This window comes from Oligoflexus tunisiensis, assembly GCF_001748245.1.
In the GTDB taxonomy this organism is placed as follows: Bacteria; Bdellovibrionota_B; Oligoflexia; order Oligoflexales; family Oligoflexaceae; genus Oligoflexus; species Oligoflexus tunisiensis.
In genome coordinates this window covers 1,935,427-1,958,728 of sequence record NZ_BDFO01000001.1, presented here as the reverse complement: position 1 = coordinate 1,958,728, position 23,302 = coordinate 1,935,427, and the positions used below count along the sequence as shown (strand labels likewise).

At 53.3% G+C, this 23,302-nt stretch carries 20 protein-coding genes and 1 tRNA gene; 9 read left to right on the top strand and 12 right to left on the bottom strand.

Annotated features, from left to right (window positions below; translation table 11 throughout):
• Positions 1 to 82: 82 nt before the first annotated feature.
• A complete protein-coding gene (locus OLTU_RS08510; protein WP_141732329.1) occupies positions 83 to 1,537 on the bottom strand; it encodes a hypothetical protein in 1,455 nt (484 codons plus the stop codon).
• Between the two features lie 207 nt (positions 1,538 to 1,744).
• Between OLTU_RS08510 and ku the strand changes: the two genes are divergently transcribed.
• From ku to OLTU_RS08495, 3 genes are all read left to right on the top strand, one after another.
• Positions 1,745 to 2,620, top strand: a complete 876-nt coding sequence (gene ku, locus OLTU_RS08505; RefSeq protein WP_141732328.1) for a non-homologous end joining protein Ku — start codon at positions 1,745 to 1,747, stop codon at positions 2,618 to 2,620.
• Positions 2,621 to 5,272: a DNA ligase D gene (gene ligD, locus OLTU_RS08500; protein ID WP_141732327.1), complete on the top strand. Its 2,652-nt coding sequence runs from the start codon at positions 2,621 to 2,623 to the stop codon at positions 5,270 to 5,272.
• 98 nt (positions 5,273 to 5,370) lie between these two features.
• Positions 5,371 to 5,796, top strand: coding sequence for a hypothetical protein (locus tag OLTU_RS08495; RefSeq protein WP_141732326.1), 426 nt, complete (start codon positions 5,371 to 5,373; stop codon positions 5,794 to 5,796).
• 18 nt (positions 5,797 to 5,814) lie between these two features.
• Here OLTU_RS08495 and OLTU_RS08490 read toward each other — a convergent pair whose 3' ends face one another.
• Positions 5,815 to 6,627 (bottom strand): aldo/keto reductase family protein, encoded by an 813-nt coding sequence (locus OLTU_RS08490; RefSeq protein ID WP_218109923.1) that lies wholly within the window; start codon positions 6,625 to 6,627, stop codon positions 5,815 to 5,817.
• Positions 6,628 to 6,719: 92 nt separating this feature from the next.
• Here OLTU_RS08490 and radD point away from each other — a divergent pair, with 92 nt between their 5' ends.
• Positions 6,720 to 8,441, top strand: coding sequence for a DNA repair helicase RadD (gene radD, locus OLTU_RS08485; protein WP_141732324.1), 1,722 nt, complete (start codon positions 6,720 to 6,722; stop codon positions 8,439 to 8,441).
• Between the two features lie 46 nt (positions 8,442 to 8,487).
• On the opposite strand, the gene OLTU_RS08480 is transcribed toward radD, so the two are convergent.
• Both OLTU_RS08480 and OLTU_RS08475 read right to left on the bottom strand, forming a co-directional pair.
• Entirely contained in the window at positions 8,488 to 9,297 is an 810-nt protein-coding gene (locus tag OLTU_RS08480) for a hypothetical protein (protein ID WP_141732323.1), read from the bottom strand.
• Positions 9,298 to 9,529: 232 nt separating this feature from the next.
• Positions 9,530 to 9,796 (bottom strand): hypothetical protein, encoded by a 267-nt coding sequence (locus OLTU_RS08475; protein WP_218109922.1) that lies wholly within the window; start codon positions 9,794 to 9,796, stop codon positions 9,530 to 9,532.
• A gap of 224 nt (positions 9,797 to 10,020) precedes the next feature.
• On the opposite strand from OLTU_RS08475, the gene OLTU_RS08470 reads away from it, so the two are divergent.
• The gene (locus tag OLTU_RS08470; protein ID WP_141732321.1) at positions 10,021 to 11,589 is read left to right on the top strand and encodes a response regulator; all 1,569 of its coding nucleotides are present in this window, start codon (positions 10,021 to 10,023) and stop codon (positions 11,587 to 11,589) included.
• Positions 11,590 to 11,608: 19 nt separating this feature from the next.
• Here the strand turns inward: OLTU_RS08470 and OLTU_RS08465 are convergent, their stop codons facing one another.
• Positions 11,609 to 12,022: a DUF1330 domain-containing protein gene (locus OLTU_RS08465; protein ID WP_218109921.1), complete on the bottom strand. Its 414-nt coding sequence runs from the start codon at positions 12,020 to 12,022 to the stop codon at positions 11,609 to 11,611.
• A 267-nt stretch (positions 12,023 to 12,289) separates the two neighbouring features.
• On the opposite strand from OLTU_RS08465, the gene OLTU_RS08460 reads away from it, so the two are divergent.
• Together OLTU_RS08460 and OLTU_RS08455 are read left to right on the top strand one after the other, a co-directional pair.
• Positions 12,290 to 13,273, top strand: a complete 984-nt coding sequence (locus tag OLTU_RS08460; RefSeq protein ID WP_176736447.1) for a phytanoyl-CoA dioxygenase family protein — start codon at positions 12,290 to 12,292, stop codon at positions 13,271 to 13,273.
• A 230-nt stretch (positions 13,274 to 13,503) separates the two neighbouring features.
• Positions 13,504 to 14,709 (top strand): eCIS core domain-containing protein, encoded by a 1,206-nt coding sequence (locus tag OLTU_RS08455; RefSeq protein WP_141732319.1) that lies wholly within the window; start codon positions 13,504 to 13,506, stop codon positions 14,707 to 14,709.
• Positions 14,710 to 14,792: 83 nt separating this feature from the next.
• Here the strand turns inward: OLTU_RS08455 and OLTU_RS08450 are convergent.
• Both OLTU_RS08450 and OLTU_RS08445 read right to left on the bottom strand, forming a co-directional pair.
• Positions 14,793 to 14,868: transfer RNA gene (locus OLTU_RS08450), tRNA-Ala, on the bottom strand.
• Between the two features lie 72 nt (positions 14,869 to 14,940).
• Positions 14,941 to 15,732 carry a TIGR00266 family protein gene (locus OLTU_RS08445; RefSeq protein ID WP_141732318.1) on the bottom strand — a complete coding sequence of 264 codons (792 nt, stop codon included), beginning with the start codon at positions 15,730 to 15,732 and terminating at the stop codon, positions 14,941 to 14,943.
• 134 nt (positions 15,733 to 15,866) lie between these two features.
• On the opposite strand from OLTU_RS08445, the gene OLTU_RS08440 reads away from it, so the two are divergent.
• Positions 15,867 to 17,294, top strand: a complete 1,428-nt coding sequence (locus tag OLTU_RS08440; protein ID WP_141732317.1) for an RsmB/NOP family class I SAM-dependent RNA methyltransferase — start codon at positions 15,867 to 15,869, stop codon at positions 17,292 to 17,294.
• A gap of 53 nt (positions 17,295 to 17,347) precedes the next feature.
• Here OLTU_RS08440 and OLTU_RS08435 read toward each other — a convergent pair whose 3' ends face one another.
• The 4 genes from OLTU_RS08435 to OLTU_RS08420 all read right to left on the bottom strand — a co-directional run bounded on the left by OLTU_RS08435 (position 17,348) and on the right by OLTU_RS08420 (position 21,531).
• Positions 17,348 to 18,952 carry a DEAD/DEAH box helicase gene (locus OLTU_RS08435; protein WP_141732316.1) on the bottom strand — a complete coding sequence of 535 codons (1,605 nt, stop codon included), beginning with the start codon at positions 18,950 to 18,952 and terminating at the stop codon, positions 17,348 to 17,350.
• 246 nt (positions 18,953 to 19,198) lie between these two features.
• Entirely contained in the window at positions 19,199 to 19,705 is a 507-nt protein-coding gene (locus tag OLTU_RS08430) for a DUF1993 domain-containing protein (RefSeq protein WP_141732315.1), read from the bottom strand.
• Between the two features lie 82 nt (positions 19,706 to 19,787).
• Positions 19,788 to 21,077, bottom strand: a complete 1,290-nt coding sequence (locus tag OLTU_RS08425) for an RNA-guided endonuclease InsQ/TnpB family protein (protein WP_141732314.1) — start codon at positions 21,075 to 21,077, stop codon at positions 19,788 to 19,790.
• Positions 21,078 to 21,330: 253 nt separating this feature from the next.
• Complete coding sequence (locus OLTU_RS08420) at positions 21,331 to 21,531, bottom strand: hypothetical protein (protein ID WP_141732313.1); 201 nt, start codon at positions 21,529 to 21,531, stop codon at positions 21,331 to 21,333.
• Between the two features lie 539 nt (positions 21,532 to 22,070).
• Between OLTU_RS08420 and OLTU_RS08415 the strand changes: the two genes are divergently transcribed.
• Entirely contained in the window at positions 22,071 to 22,322 is a 252-nt protein-coding gene (locus OLTU_RS08415) for a hypothetical protein (protein WP_141732312.1), read from the top strand.
• Between the two features lie 73 nt (positions 22,323 to 22,395).
• Here OLTU_RS08415 and OLTU_RS08410 read toward each other — a convergent pair whose 3' ends face one another.
• On the bottom strand, positions 22,396 to 23,235 hold the full coding sequence (locus tag OLTU_RS08410) for an aspartyl protease family protein (RefSeq protein ID WP_176736445.1): 840 nt from the start codon (positions 23,233 to 23,235) through the stop codon (positions 22,396 to 22,398).
• Positions 23,236 to 23,302: the final 67 nt, after the last annotated feature.

The following is a 23,302-nucleotide window of genomic DNA, read 5'->3' as shown; positions in this document are numbered from 1 at the left end:
TGGATTCCTCTGCGGCCCCCTGAAATAGGGCGATGACCGCAGCCGAATGAGTCCCATCCTGGAGCCTGTCCAGTATCCGGGCTCACGCCACCTTCTTGATCGTCGGTTTGGTTGCTGTCCGCACGACCTGATCAAAAGCACCATAGCTTGAAGCAGCCAGGTGACCGGTCCAGGTATCAAACCGCCGTTCCCCATACGTATCCGTTCTTTGATGAACGGCAACATAAGTCAGGCTTTTCAAATGACCAAAAACATTGCCTGGGCCATCATAAATCAAAGTGCGCCAGGTACCGGTATCGAGGAAATATCCAGGCTGTGAACCCGGGCACTCCAGGGGAACCTGATCGTGGTGGTGGGTATGCCCCGCGATCACAAGGTCAACCTCACCCTTTTTCAGAAGCTCCTCCTGTGCCGCGTAAGTCGCCGGCTCCGCCTTTTCCACAAAACCCTTGAGCATCAGAGCCGTTTTCACCAGCCAGACCAGTTTCGATGCCGGCGCCTTCTTCAGGAACCAGAGGATCAAGCTCGCCATGAAACGCGTCGTCAAAAAGCGGCTCAACCAGGGGGTCCCTGGTCGATTGAAGAAGGGATTGGCGAGGATCACGGCACACGCATCGCATAAAATCGGGCGCATGAGTTCGGCCACTTCATCATCCAGGTTCTCTCCAAATTCGCGATGGATGCGCTGCAGGGCACAGGTCAGATAATCAAATGTGGTATGATCCGGCCGCACATCATCAAAGTCCAAAAGGGCAAGGTAAAGCTTCCGGTAGGGCTCCCCTTCCTGTGGCTTTTGCATCAGGGCTTCATAGCGCTGCCGGAACTTATAAGCCAGCGCCGCTCCCACTTCCAAAGCGAGCACATCACCCAGCGGTGAACGCAGGTAGCGGTCCTCAGGATTTTCCCCGGGCTCGGGCGCCACGATATTGAAGCGATCATACTCATGCCCATGCCGGATCAGAACTCCATAGCGCGCCCCGTCCTCGTGATGCCGGAACGTCAGATCGTGCCCAAAGGGTGCTTCACCCGCCGGCATGCCGAGGATCTCGCGCACCTTGCGTCGGGTCTCGGGCCAGGCGTTCACCAGGCGATCATGATTTCCTGGAATGTAGATGATCTCAAAGGTCAGATCGGCAAAGGCTGCAATCGGCTGCCCCTGCTCGTCGCGCTTATGGACGAAGAATTGGCGGAAGGCGTTCAAAAATTCCCGGTTGTCCTCTTCGATTTTACCGATGATCTTCAACACCACATCGCGCAGCTCAGGCGGCGGCAGCTTCTCGTGATAGGGCCGCAGATTGCTTTCAAGCCATACGGGCGTGCGCAATATTTCGAGGATATCACCATTCAAAACCAGGCGAATCACACGGGTTTGAAACTTTTGCTGGTAACGAATCACTTCCTCTTTCAAAAGTGTAAGGGCCTCCGGCGAGATATTGCGATGCACGCCGCACTCCCGGAGCTCTCCTTTTGCGCCTTGATAGGTGAAGACATCGGCCGCCGTGTGCTGAAGATGCAAATCACTGATAACTATAATCATTTTTAATGCCTCTAAAATACATGAATTACGCAGCGTTCACAGTTCCTTATCGGCACTTTCGCATTTCCAATGGAGTGGGTAACAGGCTGTACGGGAGACTTCCTGCCGAGTCGACTCTGTACAAAGTTTGCGACATTTTATCTTCCTGACTTTTGATTATCATGGAGGCAGCTGCCTGTTCCTGAGCAAACTTTTGGGAGAGTCGTCATGCCTGCAAATGTCTGGAAAGGTTCCATCAGCTTTGGTCTGGTCCATATCCCGGTCAGTCTGCAAAATGCCGTGCGTGAGGATCATATAGAATTCCGTCTGCTCGAAAAGAACTCCCTCTGCCAGGTGAAGTACGAGAGGGTTTGCAAGAAAAACAATAAAACGATTCCATGGGGCGATATCGTCAAAGGCTACGAATATGCCAAGGACAAGTTCGTGGTGCTGACGGACGCGGACTTTGAAAAGGCGGCTCTCGCCACCTCCAAGGCCTTCGAGATCGAGGACTTTGTCCCTGCCGATCAGATCGACTCGCGTTACTTCTCCAAACCCTATTACGCCATTCCCGAGGAAGGCGCTGAAGGCGTCTATGCCCTGCTGCGCGAAGCCATCAAGGAAACCGACACCGTTGGCATCGGCCGCATTACCATTCGCAACAAGCAGCATCTGGCGGCGGTCCGTGCGCTGGATGATGCCATCGAGATCAACCTCATGCGTTTCGCCGACGAGGTGGTCGATCAGAGTGAATTCGATATCCCGAGCGGGGAAAAGCCCAAAGCCCAGGCCCTGAAGATGGCGAAACAGCTGATCGAATCGCTCACAACCGACTTCAATCCTCAAAAGTACAAGGATCAGTATCGGGAGAATCTGCAAAACATTATCAATGCCAAAGTGAAAGGCCAGAGCATCAAACTGGTCGAGGCCGAGGAGCCCCGTCCCACGGCGGTTATCGATCTTCTCGAACGTCTGCAGGCCAGCCTGAAACGTTCCGGCACGGGTTCCGAAAAGCCGGCAAAAACAGCAAAAACGGCGAAATCAACAAAACGCGCGGCCACCAAAACAGCCAAACGCACATCGCATGTGAAGAAGAGGGCTTAAATGGCACAAACGGACATCCAAAGCAAACTCAAGGTGTATCAGTCCAAGCGTAACTTCAACCGCACGGCTGAACCAAAAGGGGATGAATCGGTTGCGAAACACCAGCGGCTCTCGTTTGTCGTGCACAAGCACGAGGCCAGCCATCTGCACTATGATTTGCGATTGGAAGTCCACGGCGTGATGAAAAGCTGGGCCGTGCCCAAGGGCCCTTCCTTCGATCCCAAGGTCAAGCGCCTCGCCGTCGAGGTGGAAGACCATCCCATGTCCTACAATAAATTCGAAGGGACCATTCCGGATCAGGAATATGGCGGCGGCACCGTCATGCTTTGGGATGAAGGCTATTACACGGTCGATGATCCCACGGCCGATCAGGATCCTGAAGAGATCATGGAACAGCGCATTAGCAAAGGAAAACTCGCGATCACCTTTCATGGCCATCGTCTGAAGGGTTCCTTCACTCTTTTGCGAACCCGTCGCGGCAGCGGCAGCAAACCGCAGTGGCTGCTGATCAAACATGCTGATGCCTTCGCGGATCCAGGTTATGATCCGGTGCGCGATGAACAGACCTCAGTCCTCAGCAAGCGTTCGATGGAAGAGATCACCGGAGACAAAAAACCTACACGTGCCACGCGAAGCGCAAAGCCGAAAGCCAGGGAAAAGCCAGCCTCGGAACCGAAACCCGATCAAGGTCCCGAACTGCGGCCAATGCTGGTCTCAACTGCCGAGGACCTGCCGCGCGGCACCGACTGGGTCTATGAACAAAAACTCGATGGGGTCCGGGTTCTCGCCTTTGTCGACAAGGATGGGGTGGCTTTGGTCTCCCGCCTGGGCAAGGACAAGACCCGGCAATTCCCGGAATTCCAGGAGCCCCTTCAGAAACTCGCCCAAAATCTGAAGGGGCCTTTAATTCTGGATGGCGAAATCACAGCGGTGGATCCCGAGGGTCATCCGCTGGGATTTCAGGCCATGATGGGTCGCATCCACCTCGACGATGAAGAGGCTGTGCAGTCCGAGATCAAGGCCACGCCTTTGGTTTTCTTCATCTTTGATATTCTGCTCCATGGCACAGAAAACCTTCTGACCGAACCCTGGAGCGCCCGTCGCGAAATTCTCGAAGACGTGATGCAGCATAATAAAAATAAACTCCTTCATCTCGTTCCCTGCAGTGAGAATGCCGAAGAGATGCAAAACCGTTCGGAAGAGGAAGGCTGGGAAGGACTGATCGCCAAGAACAAGGATAGTCTCTACCAGGCCGGTCTGCGCAGCAAGTCCTGGTGGAAGTGGCGCACGCTCAAACGCGAGGAATTTATCATCGGCGGCTGGACCGAACCCAAAGGAACCCGCACGCTGATCGGCAGTCTTCTGCTCGGCTACTATGATGAACACAATAAGCTGCAGTATGCCGGTCATGCAGGCAGTGGCTTCACGAAAAAAACGCTTGGGGAAGTCCATCGACTTCTCAAAAAGCGTGAACAGCCGCATTCGCCCTTTGCCGGGGGTGCGATCGACACCAACAGCAAACCGCACTGGGTCAAACCCGAGATTGTGGCCGAGATCCGTTTCAAGGAATGGACGGCGGATCACAAACTGCGCCAGGGCATTTTTCTCGGCATTCGGGATGACAAGCGGCCCGAGGATATTCATGGAGAACCCTCCACCGCTCCTGCCACGGAACTTCAGGATCAAATCCGCACGCTTCCCAGTCGTGAGGCGGAACTCCTGGTTGGTACGGAAACGCTCGCACTCTCGCATCTCGATAAGGTGTACTTTCCCAAAGTGGGTGTCACCAAACGGGCTGTGCTCGACTACTATGCGTCCATGATGGATTTGATTTTACCGTGGATGCAGGGTCGGCCTTTGGTCCTGAAACGCTTCCCGGATGGAGTCGCCTTCAAGGGTTTTTATCAGCAGGAGCCCGATGAAAAAGCACCGGGTCGCGTGGAAACTGTGGAAACCGAACAGGGCATGGAGCGTCGTTTGATTGGTGGAGATCCCGTCACCCTTCTCTATCTCGCTCAAATCGGAGCCATCAGCTATGATCCCTGGCATGCCCGCATCGAGCGGCTATATGAACCCGACTATTCCATCATCGATCTCGATCCCGGTGAAGGCACACCTTTCGCGACCGTTCGCGAAGTGGCTCTCGCCTGCCTCGACGTGCTCGAAAGCGTGAACCTGACAGCCGCGATGAAAACCAGCGGAGCCACCGGCATTCACCTCTATCTCCCCTTGCCGGAAAAAACCAGCTGGGAAACCTCGCGCCTGCTCGCCGAGCTCGTCTGCACCCTTGTGCTGCAGAAAGTCCCAGCCCTGGCCACGCTGGAGCGCTCGGTAAAAAAGCGGCCCAAAGGAACGGTCTACCTCGATGCCCAGCAAAACTACCTAACGCGGAGCGTCGCTGGCGTCTGGTCCCTGCGGGCCGAACCCATGGCGACAATTTCCACGCCTATCAGCCGCGAGGACCTGGAGAACGGCGTCGAACCCACCGACTTCACGATCCACACGCCGGTGCGCCATCGCCAAAAGCTTTGGGATGAAGCCATGGCTGAACCCATCGAAATCGAGCGGCTTCTGCGACTGACCGAGCCGGAACCCAAGGGGCCGGCCAGGCGATCTTCGGGGAAACGCAGCGCGCGTAAACGGAGCAAATAGTGATTATTGCCGCCACCTCTGTCTCCAATCCGCCGACACTCGACAAACGGCGGAAAAAGCACTACCATTTCCCTCTCTCAACTTATCGCGAGGTGTTCATGCGTTTTTTTCCATGTATGGTTCTGGCCCTGGGTTTGAGCGCCAGTCCCTTTGTAAATGCTGCGGATCAAAAACTGGCGTCGGTGGAAGTGACTGTTGATGGTGAAGTTGCAAAAAAGACTTCAGGAGTCCGCACGCTCTACGTCATCGTCTATGACAATGAGAGCAAAATGCCGATGCCCTACGGTGCCCTCAAGGTGGACCTGAAGGCGGATGCCAAAGGCAGCATCTATAAAGGCGATATCACCATGGCCAACCTTCAACGAATGAATCCAGACGCTCCCGCCCCCAAGTCGATTCGCCTGAAAGCCCGTTTGGACAAGGACGGTGCGGCTGGCAAGGACCAGTCTGGTGATGCGGTCGGCCAGGTCGATAGCGTAAAGGTCGGTGATGCCGCGAAGATCCTAATCAACAAAACGATCTAACCGCAGGCGGCTGCTGCCTCAGGCTTTCAGCAAAGCCTCAAGCCGTGGCAGAGCATCCGCCCCAATCTCAAACTCAAATATCGCCAAATCCTCCTGCATATGCTGATCGGAAGTAGTGCCCGTTAAGGGCACGATCCCGATCTGCGTCAGGAAGCGAAAGAAAACCTGCGCCTCCGTCCGTTGATGCAGACGCGCCAGTTCCTGAACCACCCGGCTCCTTAAAATATGCGGATTCGCCGTCAGCGTCCAAAAACTCTGGTACACCACGCCAAACTCACGACAAAAAGCCCGCAGCTCCTGATCATACCCGGTCTCTGCATAAAACCGATTCTGCAGCACCGTGGGCTTGACTCGGGCCTCATCATAAAGCCTCTTGAAAACAGCCCAATCATAGCAGTTGCTAATCCCAAGCTGCCGGGCTCCCTGCTGATCATAAATGGCTTCCATCGCCCGCCACACCGTCATAAGCTGATCAAAGCGTGGCAATGGCGAATGCAGCACCAGGGAATCCACATAGTCCGTCCCCAGATTATCCTGCGACGTGGCAAACGACTGCCTGACCTGCTCCTCCAGAGGTGCATCAGGATTATAGGGAATGCGCTCCGGATCCTGCCCGGCAACCGGTGTGAACTTGGTTTGCAGGAAGATATGCTCCCGATGCAGGCCCTGCTTTTCGAGGGCCTCCAGAGCCAAACCTACGCCTTCTTCATTGTAATGTTTGGGCTGACAGGCGGTATCAATACCGGCGAATCCATAGCGGATCGCCTTTTCCACCAGCCGCGCCGTTTGATCTTTTTTCCAAGCGGTTCCATAAATGATTTTGGGCATCATAAGCTGGTCCCTCCGCTGCGATCTTCGCATGCCAGCTCTGCGCTGTCGAGAAAAAGACCAAAATCAGCTAAAATCCGTCCGAAGGAGGACCCATGTATAAGCTGCGACCCTATCAGCAGGAGGCGGTGGATGCCGCCATACGCCACTTCCAAAAGCAACGTGAACCTGCCGTGGTTGTGCTGCCGACAGGCGCCGGCAAGAGCCTCGTGATCGCCGAACTCGCGCGCATTGCCAAAGGCCGCGTGCTGGTGTTGGCTCATGTCAAGGAACTCGTGGAGCAGAATCATCAAAAATACGAAAGCTATGAGCTGGAGGCCGGCATTTATTCCGCGGGTCTGGCTCGCAAGGATAAGACCAGCAAGGTCATCTTCGGCAGCATCCAGTCGGTGGCGCGGGCTGATGCGGCCTTTTTTCAGGACTTTTCCCTGCTGATCATTGATGAATGCCATCGTGTTGCGACGGATGGCGACACCCAGTATTTGCAGGTCATCACGCGCCTGCGGACCAACAACCCCAAACTCTGCGTGCTGGGTTTGACAGCCACTCCGTATCGTCTGGGTCTCGGGTGGATCTATCAGTACCACGCGCGCGGCATGATGCGGACCGACGAGGAGCGGTTTTTCAAGCACTGCATCTATGAGCTGTCGATCAGCACCATGATTCAGGGCGGATTCCTCACGCCGCCTATCAAAATCGATGCGCCGGTGGCCGGCTATGATTTCTCCAGCCTCCGACTGCGGCAGGGAACGTTTTCCATGAATGAAGTGGAAAACATTCTGAAGGATCAAAAGCGGGTGACGCCCGGGATCGTCGCCAATATCGTGGATATGGCCGCTGATCGCCAGGGCGTGATGATCTTTACGGCCTCGGTGCGCCATGCCGAGGAAATCCTTTCCCTGCTCCCGGCAGAATCCTCAGCGCTTGTGGTGGGGGAAACGGCTTCCCACGAACGCGATCGCATCGTGCAGGATTTCAAGGACCGGAAACTCAAGTATCTTGTGAATGTGTCGGTGCTCACCACCGGCTTCGATGCGCCGCATGTGGATCTGATCGCCCTTTTGCGTCCGACCGAATCCGTCAGCCTTTATCAGCAGATCGTCGGCCGCGGCCTGCGTTTATCCCCCGGGAAAAAGGATTGCCTGGTCCTCGATTATACCGGGCTCGGCCATGACATCTTCAGCCCGACCATTGATGACGACAAACCCTCGGATGACTCCATTCCGGTCAAAGTCACCTGCCCGCTCTGTTCGCATGAGAATGATTTCTGGGGCCTTGTCGATGAGGATAGCATTCTGATCGAACACTACGGCCGCAAATGCCGCGGCGCTCAGCAGGATCCCCGGACGCTGAAAATCATTCCCTGCACCTTCCGCTTTCGCTTCAAGCGCTGCGATCAATGCGGCGCCGAAAACGATATCGCCGCGCGGGTCTGCAGCAGCTGTGAACGGACTCTGGTGGACAATGACAAGAAACTGAAGGAGGCCATGGCGCTGAAGGATGCTCATGTCATGCGTCCGGACTCGATGGTCTTTGAAAAGAAACACGACCGCAAGGGCGGCACGCATCTCGAGCTTCGGTACTATGACTGCGACGGGGAGCATTTGAAGGAATTTTTCCCGTTCAACTCATCCCAGGACATGCGGGCCTTTTACTATAACTTCATGCGCCTGCACCTGCGCATTCCGGAACGGCGTTGGAATTTTTCCAGCATCGATGATGTGCTGCAGCATCAGCACATCTTTCGCATGCCGGTCTTTATCATTGCCCGCAAGAAGAAATATTTCTGGGAAATCCGCGAGAAAATTTTCGAATAAAAAAAAGCCCCTGGGCAGAACCCAGGGGCCATGATCACGGTCATGTTCAGGGTTTGACCCACTGAATGTTACCGGAAAGTTGGCCTTGGTTATTGGACCACTCGTACTGATCCATGATGGCCAGATACAGACGGGTGGTGCCCGCCGGGACGACGAAAGACTGCAGAATGCCGTTCGCATCCTTGCCATCGCCGATGAAAAAGATCTGACCAATCTGCGGTGACAGGGTTTGAAAATTACGCGCTTCCACCGTGCTGAAATCCAGCGGAGCCGGAGCCGCAGAACGCGACGCCATCGGTGTATCGTCGAGGAAGACACCAACGAGGCTGTTGATCGGCGCGGTGATATTGGACAGGCCATTGACACTGCCAAGAGTATGCGAGGTCACCTGACCCGGTTGCCCATCGGCATCCGAAAAAACTTCGGGTTGATCATCATAGGCAATGGTTCCCGCAACCTCGAAGTAAAGGCGCCGGCCGGCATCGAAACATTTGATATCATCGGCCTGCACGGAAACCGGAGCGTTCAGAGGCGCGACATCCATGGGAGCGCGGCCGTAATCCAGCGTGGTACCTTCCACGGCACCGGCCAGGAATGGATTCGCGGTGCCAGCGATTTCATAGTTGGTGCTGCAGGCGCTGACGGGAGGATTGGTCTGAGGTTGCGTGCCTGTACCACCCGCAGGGCGGGCTGGATTCGTGGTTGCGGCACCGGTATTGCCCGGGACGGGCGCGGTCGTTTTTCTGCCAGTCGAATCATCACTTTTATTCTTTTTGGACTTGCCACCACAGGCGCAGATCGTGGCTACACACAGCATGAGGGCCATGACGTTGGCGGTCCTGAAGGTCGTATGCATATGCATCCTCTTGGTCTGAAGTAAAACCCGAGGCCCCTGTTTAGACCAAGGCTTAGTAAATGTCAAATTGATACTGCCAATCCCCCGTCCGCAATTTTGGTTCATTTGAATGGTCACGACGCAGGCAACTGATTTATTTGAAAGCACACCATCGAGCCCCCTTTAAGTATCCGGTAAAGATTTCAAAAATTTTGCTCGCAATGGGATGAAGAATGCATCCAGATAGGCTTTCTCAGGGAGAGCCATGAGGCCAGGACCCAAGCAGACTCAAGCGCATACTATTGGTTAATTTTTCTTTACCATGAGATTGTTTACATCCTATCACCCAGCGACCTTCGCCTGGGAACACGGTCAGCTCTCCATGGGTGGAATTTGGAGTGAGGTGCGCGAAAGCCTTGAAAACAAGCTCTTTCTCGCTTTGCGAAGCGACCCATTCAAAACCTGGTGTCTTGCGACACAAAGATTTGCACACAATTTTTATTTTCTTCACAGCTTTCACGTAGTCCTTTCTCACCAGGTATTCCAGATGAAGCGCAGCAGGATTTTATGCGGTTTTTCTCTTGAATATCCTGGAATCTGGCTGCTCAAAACCTGGTCTGACCCTTTGACTTTACATCATGTATTATCTGGTGTTTCATCACGAACAGAGGTATGAAACTACGGATGGACGCAACGCAGTCAGCTCATATGGACATGCGTAGCTACCCCTGAGGTGGGAAGAGAATGCAAAGACGACTACGTATTTTTGCGGAACGTATCATCAATACGGTTCGGGAACCCTTGTTGGTTCTCAACAAAAATTATGAAGTGGTGATGGCGAATCCCGCATTTTACGAAACCTTTCATGCGTGTCCAGTGCAATCGCATGGACAATCATTCTTTGAAATGGGCAACCCCGGCTGGCATCAGGAAGGTTTGCGTGAAAAACTTCAAGGAGTCTTTGATGCTGATCAATCCTTTGAAAATCATGAAGTGACCTGCAATGCTCCCGGCGGCATCAAAACCTTCCACATCAACGCCCGTCGCCTCGAGAGTTTTGATGACCGGGCGGAAGGCAACTCGAACCTTCTTCTCCTGTCGCTCCAGGATATTTCCGAACGCAAGCGCGCGGAGTTGAATGAGCAGGAAAAGGTGAAAGCGGAGCTGGCCAATCAAACGAAGAGCTCCTTCCTTGCCAACCTCAGCCACGAGATTCGCACACCTCTGTCGTCGATTATCGGCTTTGCTGATCTTCTGCAAAGGGAGGAGGCCCCGGATTCCCCCAAGGCCACGTATGTGGAAATCATCCGCAACAATGCGCGTCACTTGCTGGACCTGGTTGGTGAGGTTCTGGACCTCTCCAAAATCGAGGCAAGAAAGTTTGAACTGGCTTCCACTGAAGTCTTTCTGTTTCATGAAATAGGCCTTGTTTTTGATATACTGCGCAGCAAGGCCAAGGAAAAGAATCTGACGATGGAGCTGATCAGCAGCCCTCAAGTGCCGGAAGTGATTTTCACGGATCCGACCCGCTTCCGCCAGATCCTGATCAACCTCCTCGGCAATGCCATCAAGTTCACGCATCAAGGCGGGGTGAAACTGCTGGTCGGTCTGTGTCCGACGGGTCTTCTGCAGCTGTCGGTGGTGGATACCGGAGTCGGCATTCCGCCTCCCATGCGCGATCTGATCTTTGATCAATTCAGCCAGGCGAAGATGCCAGGCGCAAAAAATCATGAAGGCACGGGCCTCGGCCTCACTCTTTCACGGGAACTGGCACGACTGCTCGGCGGCGACATCGTCCTTACGGAAAGCGAGGAAGGCAAAGGCAGCCGTTTCGATATCTATTTGAGTCCCGGCTCCTCGAGTTGCACCAGCCATTCCCTTGCGCCTGCTCCCCCGCCCATGCCCAAGATCGAAGGGCATCGAGCGAGTCTGCAGGGCATTCGCGTGCTGCTGGCCGAGGACGGCATCGATATTCAGGCCCTCTATGAGCGCATTCTCACCTATGAAGGTGCAGACGTTGAGGTCGTGGAAAATGGAGAGGAGGCCATCCGAGCCGCAACGAGTCAGCACTTTGATATCATTCTGATGGATCACCGCATGCCGATCCTCGATGGACTCGAGGCCACCACAAGGCTCCGTGCCCTCGGCTATGCCTCGCCGATCCTGGCGCTGACCGCCAACGCCACCAAGGAGGAGCGGGATGCCAGCCTTGCTGCCGGTTGCAATGATTTTCTATGCAAGCCCATCGACAGCATCACCCTCTGTGAGAGCGTTGCCAAATGGGGCACAGCTCGATTGCAACAGAGTATTTAAAGGATTCTCCGTGCCGGGCTCAAGGGTGCTGCGGCACGGTCGCGATCAGGCGCGAGTCCTCCAGCGCGGCCATCCGATGCAGGACCACCTTCTGATACTCAGGGCTCATAATCATCTGCACAAAGGATGTTTTCGAAGGATATTGCACCAAAAACGCATCTTCCCATGCCTCGCCTTCGGGAGCAATCAGTGCACTGTGCACAGATCCCATCCAGATTGTTTTCGCGCCCACAGCCTTGATCATGGGCACCACCTGAGCCTGGTAACGCCGGTAGGCCTCACGGCCGGAACAGGCTGGTTCCGCATTCCCTTCGGGGTACTGAGCCCTCTCGCGATATTTCAAAAGATTGATCATGACGATAGGTTGATCATCCGGGGCTGAATGGAAAAACCCCTCGATGGATCCCGGCTGCGGCTTCACACTTTTCATCATCCGCCCTCATTCTGTCCTATGAATTAGTTCATAGCTGACCATAACGGAGCGCAGGCCACCCGGTCCGCAGAATTTTTTCCCCATGGGACAATGGCGTCAAAAACAAAAAGGGCCGAGTACCTGTTACAGATAAACCAAATGTAAAGGCGGGAGCCGAAGCCTGAACTATATGACGTAGTATTTTTATTCTGACATTTGCGCCGCGTGGGCAAATAGGGCAAGATCGTCCCTGGAGCAAAGTTATATTAGCCCATGAAGGAGCGTGAGTTGGACTTCGCCAAGCTGGAGCAGTCGATCAAGGCCAGACACAGCGAATTACAGATGCCCTGGATAGAATCACCTTACTGGGAGGAGATTCTCAGCGATGCAGGACTGTCGCCAGATTTGGAGCAGCAGGTTCGCAATTTTGCGAGCACAGGGATCTTGAAATTGGATCCTACGCTTCCCGACTTTGACAGGCTCGCTCAGGGTATCATACGATCACTGGATGGTCGAACGACCACACGACTGGAAAACGCCTGGGAATACTGTCGTGAAGTGCGTGAGCTGGCGACAGCTCCCGCTATCCTTCAGTTGCTCCATGTCCTCTATGGACGCCAAACCATCCCTTTCCAGACTCTTAATTTTCCGGTGGGGACGCAGCAAAGCGTACATAGCGACTGTATTCATTTTCAATCAACTCCCTCTCGCTACATGTGTGGCGTCTGGTTCGCGCTCGAGGACGTGAATGCGGACAACGGCCCACTCTTTTATTATCCTGGCAGCCACAAACTTCCTGTGATTAACCTTGATGACCTCGGCCTGGGGGGACGGGAAAATCAGATCAGCGCGCGTTATCAGATCTACGAGCGCTTCATGCAGCGCTATGTTGAGTCATTAGGTTTGCGGCGTGAAGAGCTGTATTTGAAAAAAGGTCAGGCAGTGATTTGGGCGGCCAACCTTTTGCACGGCGGCTCGCCTATTCGCAAGACGGGGACTTCACGTCACAGTCAGGTCACGCATTATTTTTTTGAAGATTGCCGTTACCACGCTCCGCTGCAATCGGCAACTACCGAAGGCCGCATGCGTTTCATCGAGTTTTATGACATCAAAAGTGGAAAGTTTGTGCCTTCGCCTTGTTTGCCCCACACTTGGCCACGTCGTCGGACCTGGACCGAAGTTTTTTATCAGAGCAAGAACATAGTGAAGGGTCTTTTGGGTCCTGTGAATCGTCATCGCATTCGCTCGCTGCTTGACAGAGCAAAGGCATGAAAGTTAATCGAGGATATTAGATAGCAGAACTTCCGATTTGATTTCCAAAAACCCCTGGACCAAAAATATTCACAGCCCAGGGAAAAATGCATTCCATTCCATCGACTTGTATTTCTTAATGAGCATGGTCATGCCTATAGCGCCAAAAAAATCGCTATAAGCGGTGCAATATGAGAGGCTATCCAGAGTCTCAATCCTGCCTGCCAATTTTGGCAGGAGGAGAATAGACTATGAAACGATTGACTTTGTCCTTCCTTGCAGCGCTGTCCCTCTATAGCGCAAACGCCGTGGCCTGCCCCGACCGTCAGCATGAAGAATGTCTATTGCCGCGCCCATGGCCCATGAAAGGCTGTGCCCAGAAAGTATGCGTACCCGACATCGACGACTTGGGCAAAGATGTCTTGTGTGAACCTTTTGGTAATTATGGAGCGGCCGGGTACGTCTCGGCAGCTGAGTTACAAGCCAGTCGGCATAGCTCTGGGCAGCAGCTGCACCCGAAATTCAAATTCGCGTTGAGACGTGAATTCGGCGAGCTGGTCGATAGCGTTCGAGTGCATTACAGCGCTACCATGCTTGATGGCTTTAAGGTTGGCGATAAGTATATCAATTATCCATCGGGCGCTCAAACCTTCGGTTCCCATATCTATTTTAATTCAGCAGAGAATGACGTTCCCCTCTCTCTGCTGGCTCATGAGATGACTCATATGAAACAGTGGGCATCCCGCGGCTCAAGTCTCAGTAAATTCGGACACGATTATTTTAGTGATTGGTGCAAAGCGGGCTTCTCTTATCACAATAACAAATTTGAAGAGCATGCCCGTGACGTCGAGCGCCGCTATGGAGATCAGAATCTCGCCGAACTTCCTGAACCCACGGTGACCCTTGCCGACTTCCACGGTGGCTGTACATTCCCTTTTGCTCACAGCAACGATTGTCAGTCAGCGATTCACACCTACATCACACATCAAGGCCTTGGTGGAGCAGGATTGGCTCAGCAAGTTGGGGATAATGTCTACGGAATTGCAGCATTCAATGCTCCATTTTACGGTGACATCAGTGTGGCCGAATTGAAAGGGTATCACGGCGGTTGCCAATTTCCTGAGGCTCAGAGCAATGAATGTGTCTCAGCCATTCAGAAAGCCTGTAATACGCGAGGTTATGGTGCTGGGTTGGCTCAGCAGATCGGCAACCAGGTTTACGGTGTCGCCTGTACAAACGTAGGATGGTATGGCGATATTTCTTTGAGCGAATTGAGATCACTCCATAATGGTTGTGCATTTCCACATGCACAAAGCAACGAGTGTGTGTCGGCCATCCATCGGGCTTGCCTGGCGCGAGGTTTTACAGCCGGCTTCGCCCAACAGATTGGCAATCAAGTCTATGGGGTAGCGTGCCTGAACAGCAGTTGGTACGGAGATGTCAACGTCCGACCATGAAATGTCTGGGTGTTATGCAAAAACGCCCCAAAAGAAAAAAGGGCCGAGTGCCTGTTACAGATACTCGAGCCCAATATCCTCTCTGGTGGAGGTTAGCGGGGTCGAACCGCTGACCTCTAGAATGCAAATCTAGCGCTCTGCCAACTGAGCTAAACCCCCTCAGAGGAGATGTATAATTGCCCGAATTCTTTTCGCGCCGCAAGATTTTTTTCCGCGCGGAAAGGAAAAATCTCAATCCCCATCCAGGATGCGGCCCAGGCCTCCGAGCACGGAGCCCTCGCCATGCGCTGCGCCCCCGACGGATGGCGCGCTGGCAATGATCCGATCCGCGAGGCGGGAGAGCGGCAGACTCTGAATCCAGACCGAACCGGTACCGCGCAGAGTGGCAAGAAAGACCCCTTCGCCACCAAACAGCATGGAGCGCAGATTGCCGGCGCGCTCGATATCAAAGTCAATGCCCTCCTCAAACGCCACCACACAGCCGGTATCGATGCGAATGATCTCGTTGTTCAGCTGCTTTTTCACGACGTGACCGCCGGCATGCATGAAGACCTTGCCGTCCCCCTCCATCTTCTGCATGATGAAGCCTTCTCCGCCAAAAAATCCCGCACCCAGGCGGCGATTAAAGGCCATGGAGACACGGGTTCCGTAAGCCGCGCAGAGGAAGGAATCTTTCTGGCACATAATGGCGCGACGCGATTGCCCCAGGTCAACCGGCACGATCTGGCCCGGGAAGGGCGAGGAAAAAGCGACGCGTTTTTTGCCCATGCCACGATTGGTGAAATGTGTGAGGAAGAGCGATTCACCCGTCAAAAGGCGCTTACCGGCTCCAAACAGTTTGCCCAGGAGGCCTCCGGCTTCGCTGCCATCGCCCATGCGGGTTTCAAAGGTGATGCCGTCTTCCATGTAGTTCATGGCACCGGCTTCCGCGATGACCGTTTCACCGGGATCCAGCTCGACTTCCACCACCTGAAGCGATTGCCCCAAAATTTCATAGTCCACTTCGTGCGAGGTACGTGACATGGTTGACTCCTATAAAAAATCAGCTGTCGGTCTATCCCAACTATGATGAGAAATCGGCAAGGATGCGACTGAAAATCCTTGCCCGGACCGCCCTTCCTGCCTAATCTCAGCCGTCCTCAAGTCCAGGAGCCTCCGTGTCAATTAGCCCCCAATTCCAGCGTTATCGTGATATCTGCCCCGACTGGCCCGCGTTTGTCGCGAGTCTCGAAAAGCCACTGCCCACCACACTGTGGGTCAATACCCGGGCCATCCCGTCCGCGGCCCTGCTTGATCTGATGCCCTGGCCGCAGGAATCCGTGCAGCCTCTCAGCTGGCGTCCGGACGCCTTTCGCGTGCCCGAGGCGTCGAGGCCAGGCACGCAGCCTGAATATCTCGCGGGCTTTTATCATCTGCAGGAGGAGGTCTCGATGATTCCCCCGCTCCTGCTCGATCCGCAGCCGGGCGAACGTGTGCTCGACCTCTGCGCCGCGCCCGGCAATAAAACGATGCAGATCGCCCTGGCCATGCAAAATCAGGGCACGGTCGTGGGACACGATTGGAATTTCAATCGCCTGCGCATCCTGCGTTCGCATAGCCAAAGACTGGGGCTCAGCATCATTTCCACAGCTCTGGGCAATGGCGCGCATTTCAAAGGCGCGGATGGTTTCTTCGATCGCGTGCTGGTCGATGCGCCCTGCAGCTGCGAGGGCACGGTGCGGAAAAATCCGCGGATCATGTATCACCAGCAGCAGCCCGGCGCCCTGCTTTACAACGGCATTCAGCTGGCCATTCTGCAAAGAGCGGTGGAAGCCTGTCGTCCGGGTGGCCGCATTGTTTATAGCACCTGCACCTTCCGCCCCGAGGAAAACGAGGTGGTGATCGATCGCATCCTGAAGGCTCATCCGGATCTCGATGTGCTGCCGGTGGTTGTGCCCGGACTGAACCATTCCTCAGGCCTGACTGCCTTTGAACAAGAGACCTTTGATCCGCGCGTGGCCCGGGCTCTCCGCATCTGGCCTCATCAAAATGATAGCGGCGGATTTTTTATCTGCGTTCTCGTGAAAGGACCAGGCCCCGCCTATCGCCTGCCCCTTAGGAAGACCGAAGATCAGGTCGGCATCAATGAGCTGGCCTTTCTGCAGGAACGCTTTGATTTTCCCGCTGCGATCTGGGATACGCACACGATCTTTCATCGCACGCCGAAGAAATTGAGCTATCACCCCGTGCCGCATGAAATCCCTGAGACCCTGCGCCTCGAGGAATTAGGCCAAAATTTTATGAAGATCAATTTTCAGTTTCCCAAACTGTCGACAGCCGCCGCACGCATCTGGGGATTGACCGCACGCAAAAATCGCGTTCATTTGAATCGAACGCAATTCATGGCCTATGCCAAGGGTGAGGATTTATTTCTGAGTGAGGCGGAGGCAAGCGATATCGAGAGCGATGGTTATGTCATCGCCTTGTATGCAGGCGCAGTGATGGGACTCGGGCTGGTCCAAAGGCGGGAGGGCGTCTATCGCCTTCGCAGTCTTTTCCCCCGCGACTGGTCCCAGCTGGCGGAACCGCTCAAGGACGAAGAGTAGACGAGCCAGCGCTCCCGCAGACATTAAAAAGGGCGAGTAAACTCGCCCCTTCGTTAAGGATTCGCCCAGGCTGTTTTCTTACCAGGCTTTTTCGCTTTACCGGCGAACTTGCTGCCAACAGCAGCGGCCGGGTATTTCTTAAAGGGTTTGCCCTTGCGGCCCTTATCATCACCTGACTCGTCGTGGCGAGCCGTGCGTGCGCTGCTGACCTTGTCCCAGGCGCGCGTTCCTTCTGAACGCGAAGCCGGAGTTACGACCGGACGAATGCGACTGTCACCACGTACCGGACGTGGACCTGCGCCCCCACGTTCGCCGGAGGATGGGAAGCCCGTGGCCGGGAATCCCGAGCGTTCCGGTTCACGCTCAGCAAAGATCTCAGGGAAGGTCAGAGCCAGGAAACGGCCCGCGACTTCTTCAGCTGTCATGGTGGCGAGCAATTCCTTCCAGTCATCACCCAGAGCTTCCACGGCGCGCGCATAACCTGCGGGCTCCTGGAACTTCTGAAGATAGAAGGCCACTTTTTTCACGCCCAGCTCCTTGCGGGTGGGGATGGTGCCTTCCAGGAGTTTGCTCTTCGTCAGACGTTCGATCTGGGCGATCAGCACGCGCTGACGGGGCGAAATCAGACTCAGGGCGAAACCGGACTTGCCGCAACGCGCGGTTCGGCCGATCCGGTGGACATAGCTATCCAATTCCTTCGGAATCGAATAGTTGATCACGTGCGTGACATCCTTCACATCGAGGCCGCGAGCCGCGACATCGGTACAGATCAGGAGTTTCACCTTCCGATCACGGAAAGCCTTCATGGTCAATTCACGCGCAGCTTGACTCTTGTCGCCGTGCAGGGAATCCACGCGGTAACCGCGATCCAGAAGATACATGGTGAGGTCACTCACCAAAGCCTTGGTTTGACAGAAGACCAGACCGTAGAAATCATCCACGGAGTCGACCAGCTTGCGCAACACTTCAGGCTTGTTCGCCTCATGGGTCACGTAATAGCGCTGTTCAATCGCAGTCGGGACCATTTCCGTACGGTTGACCTGAACCTGCTGAGGATTTTTCAGGTAGGTATCCGCCACACGCCGGACATCAGAACTCATCGTGGCCGAGAACAGCCAGGTATTGGCCTGACCTTCAGGCAGACAGTCCAGGATTGCGGTCAGGTCGTCCTTGAAGCCCATGGAAATCATTTCATCGGCTTCATCGAGGATCATCAGCTGCAGGCTTTCCAGGTTCAATGTGCCACGACGAATGTGGTCACAGATACGACCTGGGGTACCCACGACTACCGGCAGACCCTGATGCAGGCCGCGGTGCTGATCGGTGTAGCTCGCGCCGCCATAAATCGGCAGAGCGGTGACACCCAAATATTTGCCAAGGAGGGAGACCTGCTCGGTCACCTGCATGGCGAGTTCACGGGTTGGGCAGAGAATAAGGGCCTGAACTTCCCGTCTGGCGGGATCAATGCGTTCCAACATGGGAATCGTAAAGGCGGCAGTTTTGCCGGTACCGGTCGCGGCCAAACCCAGAAAGTCACAGGTTTGTTCCAGGAGGATCGGCAGAGCCTGAGCCTGAATCGGGCTTGGCTTCTCGTAGCCGAGTTCCTGAATAGCGCGCAAGACTTCGGAACTTAAGTTCAAATCAGAGAATAATGACAAGTGGATCTCGTTTCTTTAGGGCGACCCCAAGGAACGGCGTCGCACGTAAATGAGTGGTTTGGGCCAAGCCCAAGTTACACAGTGGGGCCTCTGTTATCACAAATTTTCAGGGTAGGATAGGTCATTTCTTTTCAAATGTCCGCAAGCGTAGTCCCAGCTTGCGTTTACCGAGTAATACCCGTAATTTGTCAAAAAGGCATGTTTGGGGCCACATGCCTATGTTTTGACCAGGCTCGCGACCGCGATTCATAGATCTATCATAGGTAGATCGCCAAGGAAATCCTTTTTACCTAAATCGACTCCGCCTTGCCGCAAAAGCGCGTAGGCCGTGGTCACGTGGAAATAAAAATTGGGAACAGCGCGCTGCATCACATAATCAGGCGCTCGCATCGCCTTGCCCGGTGTGCTCGGCACTTTCACTTTCCGCGCCTCGACCCCGGCAAAGTCATTGGCTTTGAAACCCTGGAGAAAAGCCCGCGTGGAACGAACGCGTTCGATCAGCTGAGTCAGCGTCGTTTCGTTGTCCTCATAGAGGGGCGCTTCCTTTCCAGCCAGTCCTGCAGCGGTAGCCTTGGCCGTGTCGGTGGCGATCTGAATCTGCCGGACCAGAGGGAACATATCGGGAGTGAGCCGCATGCCGAGAAAGTTGTTGGCATCAAAGCCGCGCCGATCCGCATGATGTTTCGCCTTCACAAGGATGGCTTCGAGGTTGCCGAGCACTTTTTGGAACTGCTGAATCGTCTCGAAATACATGAACGGGCTCCTGTTCGGGTATATTGCGACACTACCAGATTCGTGACATCCTCTCGGGAATAAATTCCCGAGCATCCTGTAGTTAGGATGCAGAGAGCCCTGGAAGAATCTTCCAGGACTCTTGAAGTTTGCAGGAGAATGGCGCAAGCGATACTCTCCGGCTACGGCCCGGATAAATCCCGGGAAGGCGGTGCCACACCGCTGATTCGTATCTTTTCAGAAGATTAAGACATGATTGATGGTCCCTCGGAAATTGAAACCCGCATTTGGGGCAGGAAAATGCCCGAATCTCCGGCTTAAGGCCATTCTTCAGCTTGTGATCACAATTGGAGCAGGTTCGCGTCGTGCCTCTTTCATCAACTTTTTGGAGCTTCTGACCAAGACGCTGGGCCTTGTACTTCAGAATGTCGATGAGCTTTTGCAGAGGGTTGTTATTTTGAACCGCCCTATTGATTCTCCTGTTTGCAAAACTGCAGCCCGTATCGGCAAGAGTTTCTCTCTTATCCCAGTCTCCTACTTTAAATTCCTTTGTATCACGATGGTCCAGTAGAATCTGATTGGCCAGGGCATGAAGATATGTTTTGGTCCTGGTTCCGATTTTTCGAAACATCTTTTTGATGAGCTTTCTTAACCTTCGTGCCGCATTGGAAGTCCTGCTTTTTAAGAGATCCAGTCTGGAGCGCATCTCATCAATGAGCTTATATGTACTCATGTTGAACTTTTTTAAGGGGGAAAGATCATACTCCCAAAATGTCCCGTCTGTCTTAATCCCCGTCAATGCCGTTTTACAGCCTGGATCAAAAAGAACAACGTGTCCAGACTCCCGTGGCCTTTCTTCCCTTATTTCGTGGGACAAGCAGACGAACCAGTCCTTGGAAAGTTCGTCAATTCCGATTTTCATGGTTTTCGGGGTTCCGAGGAGCGACCACGAATAATCAGGAAGGGTTACCGATATCCAATCCTTTGGGCCTTTGCCGTAGGCAAGCCGAAGTGTTCCATCATCCAGAACAAAGGAAGTCTTTGGCTGCGAGTATTCCTGGGTGTAGAAATATTTACGGGATTTGAACCTTGGCTGGCCGACGTTCTGGTCGCCTTGTCTTCTCTTTGTGAAAAACATCTTATAGGCTGAATCAAGATCAAAGACCACGTTTTGCAGGACCTGCGAAGATGGAACCTTGAACTCAGGACACTCTTTTTTGAGTGCCGGCAGCTCTTTTTTCTGGGAAAAAACGTTTACCTTTCCCCATGATCGGCTATCTTTCCTCTGCTCAACACATGCGTTCCAAAGCTCAGTACAGCGATGGGAGACTTCCCAAAGTTTACTTTGGGCCTCAGCATCAGGCTGTATTTTGAGCTTCAGCGTCAAGTGCATTTTCTCTCCTTGATTGCTTTTATGGTAACCATATGTTTCTACAATAATCAACGTATTCCTGGACTATTAGGTAGGATTGCATACGACCAATTCTGGTCCAGAATGAAGAAAAAGCATGCTGAACAGAGGGCGGCTCATGGTCTGTTCAAATATTTATATTGCTATTTTGACCATCCTATGCAGCCCAAGGAGCCAAAAGCCCCTGCGCAAGTCAGAATCGACTCGCGCGGCAGACTGAGTGAAATGAAATGGTTCAACCCTTATCGTCCGGATAGAGCTGATAGAGCCCGTTTCCACCGAGGCACATAATACTCTGCGGTTGAGGGCCGTCAAGGTTACAGACGGAGGTTTCAGCACCGGTTACCGGGTCTTTGTAGACCACATAGGTATCTTTCAGACCGTAGGCATGGCCCATTTCATGCAGCAGAACAGTTCGCTTATGGTTTTGGAACAACGTGATTTCAGGAATATCAAATGGAGTTACATTGGTCCATTCACGTCGGCCGGAAACCCTTTGGCACAACCAGTACAGCCAGATCCGCTTCAAACCTATTTGAAACGAAGGTTACCTTCACAGACACTGGCAGTGGGTCAGTCCACATTTGGATAGATTCGGTGATATGCATGCGCAAAAGACTTTCCTCGCCTTCAATATAGACCTTGATTTCCCGGTTATCGACCTTGTTGATAAGTTAGTATGGATACCCCTTTACTGAGACGTCGTATAGATCCCATTTCAGGGATGAATCATTGGATGGCACCTGTCCACAGGCCGGGATGAGCATTACGAATGAGAACGCAAGGATCCGCTGCATAACATAACTTTTCATGCTTGCTCCAGAAACAGATTATAAAATAGCAATGACTCGCGAAGCTGCGACTATTTGCAAAATTTTTTATAGGTTTGGTAAATTTCAATTGGGCACCGGACACCTCGCAGTTCGGCCAAATACGGCGTAAAGGATTGCCATCTCGAATCCCACTGCGCATCCGGTGACACAACGAATCTCAAAAGCTGTCAAGCTGATGGAAAGCGCCAGTGAAGCGCCTGCAGGAATTTTGATTGAAGTGCAGCCAGCGGACTTCGATCTGGTCGCCGCCGACGCTTCCGAAGGCAGAGAATTCGTCTATCGAGATGCCACGGTGCGCGCAACGGCCGTCGAACCGGAATCCAAGACCGTTGTCATGTCTCTGCAGGATGACCCATCCGTGACAATTATTGTCAAGTATGCTGGAAGCAAGTGAAATCCTGGGCGATCCTCAGCGATCGCCGGTAGTGGGTGAACTCGGTATCCTTTGGTCGGCATATGGGATTGGGTCACTCATAAGCTTCGAGATACATTTCATTATTTTGCACATCAATTATTAGTGTCAAACTTTTGAAAAGACCCATTCCGAGGATGCCTTCGATGTAAGCACCGGACTTTCTATCGTAATAAGCAATCTTTGCTTTGCTAAATGTATAGCTTCCTATTGCAAAAGGATTCGCCACATCGATATAGCCTTCTGTTTCTTCATTGTGGGCGCCCATTATTTTAATGGAGCTTTTTCCATCGGAGATATTTTTTTCTATTTCTGCCCTTGAAGAAGGGACCGCTAATGGGAATACGGCCCCTGTATCAATGAGAAACTTGCGAGGTATTCCATCAATATTGAGTATAGTGTAATATAATGAGTTATTTTTGATAAGTTTAATAGGCTTCGTCGGACTTTGGTGCCTTTTCCCTCCGAGGTCATGAAAGCGCATTCTCCTTCCTGGGAAGTCGAACTCCACTACTACACCCTTGAGCAAACTGGAACCGAGAAGCACTTTCCAGCCGACTCCACTTAGGTTTCGAATCGCAACATTATGCTTTATATCTTCGCCATAAAAACTAAAGGGAACGCCAACCGCAAAATCAGTTTTATCCGAAGAAGCAATGGTCGAGGTGTGTCCTGACAAATCAGATTTAATGTTCAAAAAAACAGCGAGCTTCTTGTCTATCACCGTCATCGAAGCTCCAGTATCAATCAGGGCTTTTACAGGATGACCCTTGACGGCAATATCAACAACAACTTGGTTATTGTACATTTCGAACGGAAACCACACAGAAGTTTTGGGCACCGTTACACACCCATATAGCACGAAGAAACTCAAACAAGGTAAGAAATATTTCATCGTGTCCTCATCCGATCCCCGAACTAACATGAGTCCAGCGCCAAGCTGTGAATCTGGAATCCATTGC